This window comes from Pseudarthrobacter albicanus (assembly GCF_018224015.1).
Classification (GTDB): domain Bacteria; phylum Actinomycetota; class Actinomycetes; order Actinomycetales; family Micrococcaceae; genus Arthrobacter; species Arthrobacter albicanus.
On the sequence record NZ_JAGPOT010000016.1, the window covers coordinates 1 to 5,979 of the forward strand.

Sequence of the window (5,979 nt, forward strand, 5' to 3'; positions counted from 1 at the left end):
CAGAATCTCCTGACACCAACGGAAACGGCGACACCAAGGGCACCTCCGTCATCGTCAACGCCATCGCCGTCCTGCGGACCTTCACGGCAGACGAACCATTGCTCGGCGTCACCGAGATTGCCAACAGGGTCGGCCTGCACAAAAGCACCGTTTCCCGGATCCTGTCCACCTTTGAACAGGAACGCCTGGTGGAACGGGACCCGGAAACGCGCCGTTTCCGTCTCGGTCTGGGGCTGATCGCCGTCGCCGGCCCGTTACTCGCGGAACTGGAAGAACGGCGCGTGGCATACCCGGTCCTGCGTGAACTCACCGAACAGACCGGCGAGACCAGCGCCCTCATGGTGTGGAACGGCACCGAATCGATGTGCGTGGAACAGATCGCCAGCCATCACCAGATCAAACACACCACCCCGCTCGGCGCGCGCTACAAGGACGCCATGAGCTCCTCCGTGCAGGTCTTCCTCTCCGCCGAAACCGCCGAACGTGTCCGTGCCCTGCTGCGCAGCGGAGCCATCACCTATCCGGGACTGGATGACACCAGCCTCGAGGCGTACCAGATCAGGCTTAAGGATGTGAACCGTCGTGGCTGGGCCATCAACTACGGCGAATCCTCCATCGACGAAGTGGGCGTGGCCGCACCCGTCTACGACCACCGCGGCGACATCGTGGCCGCCGTGCTGATCCCGGCCCCCCGGTTCCGCGTCTCGCGGGAACGACTGCAAAGTCTGGGAGAAGCATGCGCAGCCGCGGCGCACCTGGTCACCTCACGCCTCGGCGGACGTGCTCCCAGGAACACCGAAAAAAGCAACCAAAGCTAGGTTTGCCGAGCACTAGGTTTGCCTAGCAACCGTCTTCTTTGACGGAGCCAATCGCAGGCCGTCTCCGTCGTCGCCCAGGCGGCCCTCTGCAGCGCCGAGAAAGAAATCAACCGGAAGGCGGCCTGCCCGACTGGGCCCCTTGCTGAGCCTTTCGGCGCTGGCTGGCTTGCTCCACCAGTTCTGTAATCCACGGCCGGTGCCCGCGGTGAAATACCATCCCTTCGGGCAGCCCCTGCACGGATGGGACGGAACCGGCGATATCGATGGTGATCCGGCCCCCGGCCAGAGGCGCGTTGGTGATGTGCAGGTCGCCATAGGACTCCGGGAGTACGGGATCCATCCATAGGCCGCCGCGGGAAACATGGGCGTCATAGCGCATCAGGCTCGTCACCAGCAGGATCGGTGTGGTCGCTGCCCAGGCCTGGGGCGAGCAGGCCGTCGGATAGGGCACGGGCTCGGCGAACTGGTCCCGGCTGAAACCGCAAAACAGTTCCGGCAGCCGGCCGCCCGAGTACTCGGCCGCCTCCAGCAGGGCCGTGGAGATCCGCTGTGCCTCCGCCACAAAGCCGTAGCGCAGCAAGCCGGCCTGGATAATCGCATTGTCATGTGGCCAGACCGATCCGTTGTGGTAGCTGGCCGGGTTGTAGGCGCCCATGTCGCTTGCCAGGGTTCGCACGCCCCAGCCGCTGAACATCTCGGGGGACATCAGCCGTTCGGCCACCTGTGGGGCCTTGTCCTCGTCCACGAGGCCGAGCCATAGGCAGTGGCCCATGTTGGACGCGCACGCGTCGACCTGCCGCTTCTTTCCATCCAGGGCGACAGCGTAGTATCCGCGCTCGGGCAGCCAGAACTGCTCGTTGAACCGTTTCTTCAACTGCGCCGCTCGATCGGCGAGCTCGTCCGCCAAAGCCGCCTCACCGGCGTCGTACGCCATCCATGCGCGCGCCAAGTAGGCGGCGTAGACATAGGCCTGCACCTCGCAGAGCGCGATAGGCGGCTGGGCCAGACGGCCGTCGGCAAAATTGATTCCGTCCCAGGAGTCCTTCCAGCCCTGGTTGATCAGCCCCCGGTCGTTGAGGCGCTCATACTCGACGAAACCGTCGCCGTCCTTGTCCCCGTAGTCCCGGATCCAGTCCAGCGCGCGGTCCGCGTGAGGCAGCAATGCGGCAATGGTCTCCTTGGCGAACCCCCAGCGGCTGACTGCCCCGAGCACGTCCACGAACAGCGGCGTCGCGTCGATGCTGCCGTAGTAGATGGACTTTCCGCCCAGGGCCAAACCGCTGGAGACATCGAGCCTGACCTCATGCAGGATTTTCCCCGGTTCCTCCTCGCTCATGGGGTCCACCACGCTTCCCTGGAGGTCTGCCAGCGTCTGGAGCGTGCCCAGGGCCAGGGAGGGGTCCACCGGCAACGCCATTTCCGAGGCCCACAGCGAGTCCCGGCCGAACAGGGTCATGAACCAGGGCGCGCCGGCGGCCACCACCACGCGGTCCGGATGATTCGGGTCCTCGATGCGAAGGGCGCCCAGGTCGTCGTAGCTGCGCCGCAAAGTCCGTTCGATGGACCGGTTTCCCAAGTGCAGCACCGGAATCTTGGCCACCCACTCCTGCCAGCGCCGGTCCCGGGGGGACAACTCGTCCCCGCCAGTATGGACGAACGCCGCCGCGGTACCGGCTCCCTCGATGCCGGGCACCACGGTGAGTACCGTGCTCCACTGGCCGTGCGGCGGGACGGACACCCGGTACGTAAGGACCTCCGGTGAGACGTCTGCGCCGGGGGCCTGGATGGTGACGCTCTTCCGGATCTCCTGCCAGAGCGCCCGGATGGTCAGCGCGTCGCCGTCCGCTTGGCGGGTTTCGTCCCAGCGCCGCTGGATCCGCGCCTCCTTCACCTCAAAAAGATCCGCGAAATCCGCCTCAATCCTCAGGGAGATCACGCATTCGGCCGGCTCCAGGGAGTAATTGCGAACGGTGACCTGCTCCTGGATGCCGGTCCCCACTTCGCGCAGGCGCTCCACGATCAGCGGGCTGTCCGCATACCCGTCCGAGCGGGGAACGCGGCCGGCAAACAGCGCCCGGTAAGGCTCCTTCGTCTCCGCCGCCAGCGGCTCAAGCGGCTGGCCGTTAATGGTGAGGCTCCAGCCGGACAGGATACGGGTGTCCTGGAAGAAAAGTCCATGTGGATGTTCGGGATGGATGTCCCCGTTCGGCAAGGAGATGCAGAAGGACGATCCCTCGACCAAAGTGACCGTCCCGGCTCCTAAGGGGCCGGCCGCAGTGTCAGCATTCCATCCAGCCATGCTGGCTCCTTCCCGGCCTTCAAGACACTGGCACCAGCGTGCCCTGGCCCCTCAGGTCATGCTGCTGCCGGTCGCCGCCAAATTCTCCAACCGACGCTACTCTTGCCTGCTCCCCGATGCCAGAGCTTTCGACTCGTCGAAAACCCCTCTGGTGGAGGTACCGGCAGACCCTGGGCTTTCCTCAGCCCTGAGCCAACGTCTTCTCGGCTTCGCGAACTTTAGGTGGGGTGAAGAGAGCTCCTATGTCAGGGGACGGAAGGAACCGTGATTCCGGCGTGGCTGTGGATTTCCGTCACGGATCTGCGGGTGCTCGGCTATTTTCCAAGGTCGTGACCCCACATACCAGGCCAGTTCGTCAAGACGTCGGGCCCCGTTCAATTGACTGTTCTAGAGGTTCGGTGGCGGGACGGCACCAGGGTCCTCATAGATTGAGTAGACCGTTTCGACGTTGTCGGTGAGCCGGCCGATGTCTTCTGTGGTGATGTTGATGGCTGCCGAACGGTTGCGCAGGATCTGCACCGCCTCCGTTTGTGGCCATAGGATCCTGTCGATGTAAGTGGCGAACGAGCGGCCGCTTGCGGTGGTGTATCGCAGGACTTCCTTGGGGTCGTTCACGCGTCGGCCGAGGACGAGTTCCACGTCGACGTCTCCCAGGGGATCAACCGATTGATCGAGGTAGCTCCCAAAGATCCTCAGGCGCTGCACATAGCTGGGCTTGCCGGGATCTGCGTTGTAAGCGCGGGCACGGTCCAGCATTTCAGCGACCAGCCGATCCGCTGTTTTCCGGGTGATTGGTTTCCCGAAGCTGGCCATGGCGACGGCGTTGCCCAGGGTTGTGGTCGTCCACCAGAGGCACCCGTCGGGGGAGTGGTCTGCCCGTTCGATGTACCGGTCGCCTTCGAAGCTGTCCAGGGTGGACCTGGGGTCTGTGGCACCGAGTGTTTCCAGCAGAGATAGCGCCCATCCCTCATCAAAGTCCGTTCGTCTGACCCGGCGCAGGAAATCTCTGGCGGCCGGCGCGGGCAGTCCTGCGATGGTGTCGGTCTTTGCTATCCTCATGGGTGCCTTAGCCTGAATCCACCGGTTGGGTTTGAGAGCAGCCCGGCGTTTTAGACGGGAAATGCCCGCCTGAACAGGGAAAATAGAGCTTGTCTAGAGCAATTTTCCGTGATTCAGAAGGGCATCCCGCAGATGCAAGTTTTCCATACCCGGGCGGCGGTTTCCAGCGCGTTCGATGATCCGAATCTCGTGTCGTCGGCCGGGCTGGTCCCGGTCATGGCCCTGGCCGCCGACACAGGCCTGAGCGACCTGGTCGACGGGCACTTGAAGCTGCCGGAGTATTACGGCGCGAATGCCGGGCTGAAGGTCTCGGCCCTGGTCGCGGGGATGGCCGCCGGCGCGGACTGCATCGACGACATGGGGATCCTGCGCCACGGCGGAACGGGCAAACTGTTCCAAGGCACCTACGCGCCCTCGACGCTGGGCTCGTTCCTGCGCAGGTTCACCTTCGGACACGTCCGCCAGCTCGAGGCAGCAGCGGCCCGCTGGCTGTCCGGCCTCGCCGCGGCCACACCGCTGGCCGAAGGAATCGATGACCTGGCGCTGGTCGATATCGACGACACGATCAAGGAAGTCTACGGCTATAAGAAACAGGGCTCCGGCTACGGTTACTCCGGCGTCCGCGGGATCAACGCCCTGATCGGCACCGTCACCACCAGGCAGGCCGCCCCTGTCATTGCCGCCGCGAGGCTGCGCAAGGGCGCGGCGAACTCCGCCCGCGGTGCCGGTAAGTTCACCGCCGACCTGCTGGCCACCGTGGCCCGGCTGCGCTCGGCCCGTGCCACGGGCATGGTCCTGCTGCGCTCCGATTCGGCCTTCTACGCCCATGCGGTGGCCGCTGCCGCGGCCCGGGCCGGCGCGGAGATCTCCCTGACCGTGCGGATGGATCCGGCCGTGAAGAGGGCCATCGCAAAGATCCCGGAAACCGCGTGGGAGAAGATCGAATACACCAACGCCCTCTTCGACGAAGACAGCGGTAAATGGATCTCCGACGCCGAAGCCGCCGAAATCGGATTCACCGCGTTCACCTCGAAAAAGAAGGCCAAGCAGGTCACCGGCCGCCTCGTGGTCCGCCGGATCCCGGAACTGAACGCCAAGGCCGCCACCGGGCAGGAAACCCTGTTCGAGGCCCACCGGTTCCATGCGTTCTTCACCACCGTCGACGCCACGGTCCTGGACACGGTGACCGCGGACAAGACCCACCGCGCCCACGCGGTGATCGAGCAGGTGCACGCCGACCTGAAGAATTCCGCTTTGGCTTCGATGCCCTCGGGGAAATTCAACGCGAACGCCGCCTGGCTCCTGGCCGCAACCATGGCGTTCAACCTCACCCGCGCCGCAGGGACCCTCGCCGCCGGGCGCTTCAGCAAAGCCGAAACCGCGACCATCCGCGACAAGCTCATCAACGTGCCCGCCCGCGTCGCATCCCCGGCCCGGCGCATCACGCTCCACCTGCCCGAAGCCTGGCCCTGGGAAACACCCTGGCAACGGCTCTTCGACCACGTCTACCCGCCACCGCTAACCGCCTGAACCCCGGTCAACCCAGCCGCAACGGCGCAACCAGGACCAGCAGTGGAACACCGACGGGCAGAAAGGCCCGGTACCCAGCCCTGCCCGCACGCCACAATTTCCGCCGAAACCGGAATCAGGCTACACGCCCCGGCAGGCCGGTGGATTCAGGCTTAGGGCTCGCCAGTAAATAACACGTTGTTATGACGGCGTGGCGGGGTTGAGGGTGTAGTTCCAGTCGCCATGGAAATCGTGGCGGGTGATGGGCAGGGCCGCCATCTCGGTGTCGGGGAT

The 5,979-nt window shown here is 65.0% G+C and carries 4 protein-coding genes; 2 read left to right on the forward strand and 2 right to left on the reverse strand.

Going from position 1 to position 5,979, the window contains the following annotated elements; translation table 11 throughout:
* Positions 1-818: IclR family transcriptional regulator (locus J9611_RS05430; protein WP_211878376.1), on the forward strand; the 818-nt coding region annotated here is incomplete at its 5' end.
* 106 nt (positions 819-924) lie between these two features.
* Here J9611_RS05430 and J9611_RS05435 read toward each other — a convergent pair.
* Together J9611_RS05435 and J9611_RS05440 are read right to left on the reverse strand one after the other, a co-directional pair.
* On the reverse strand, positions 925-3,117 hold the full coding sequence (locus J9611_RS05435) for an amylo-alpha-1,6-glucosidase (RefSeq protein ID WP_211878378.1): 2,193 nt from the start codon (positions 3,115-3,117) through the stop codon (positions 925-927).
* 387 nt (positions 3,118-3,504) lie between these two features.
* The gene (locus tag J9611_RS05440; RefSeq protein WP_246527415.1) at positions 3,505-4,176 is read right to left on the reverse strand and encodes a hypothetical protein; all 672 of its coding nucleotides are present in this window, start codon (positions 4,174-4,176) and stop codon (positions 3,505-3,507) included.
* 132 nt (positions 4,177-4,308) lie between these two features.
* Between J9611_RS05440 and J9611_RS05445 the strand changes: the two genes are divergently transcribed.
* The gene (locus tag J9611_RS05445; protein WP_211878380.1) at positions 4,309-5,706 is read left to right on the forward strand and encodes an IS1380 family transposase; all 1,398 of its coding nucleotides are present in this window, start codon (positions 4,309-4,311) and stop codon (positions 5,704-5,706) included.
* The last annotated feature ends 273 nt before the right edge of the window (positions 5,707-5,979 follow it).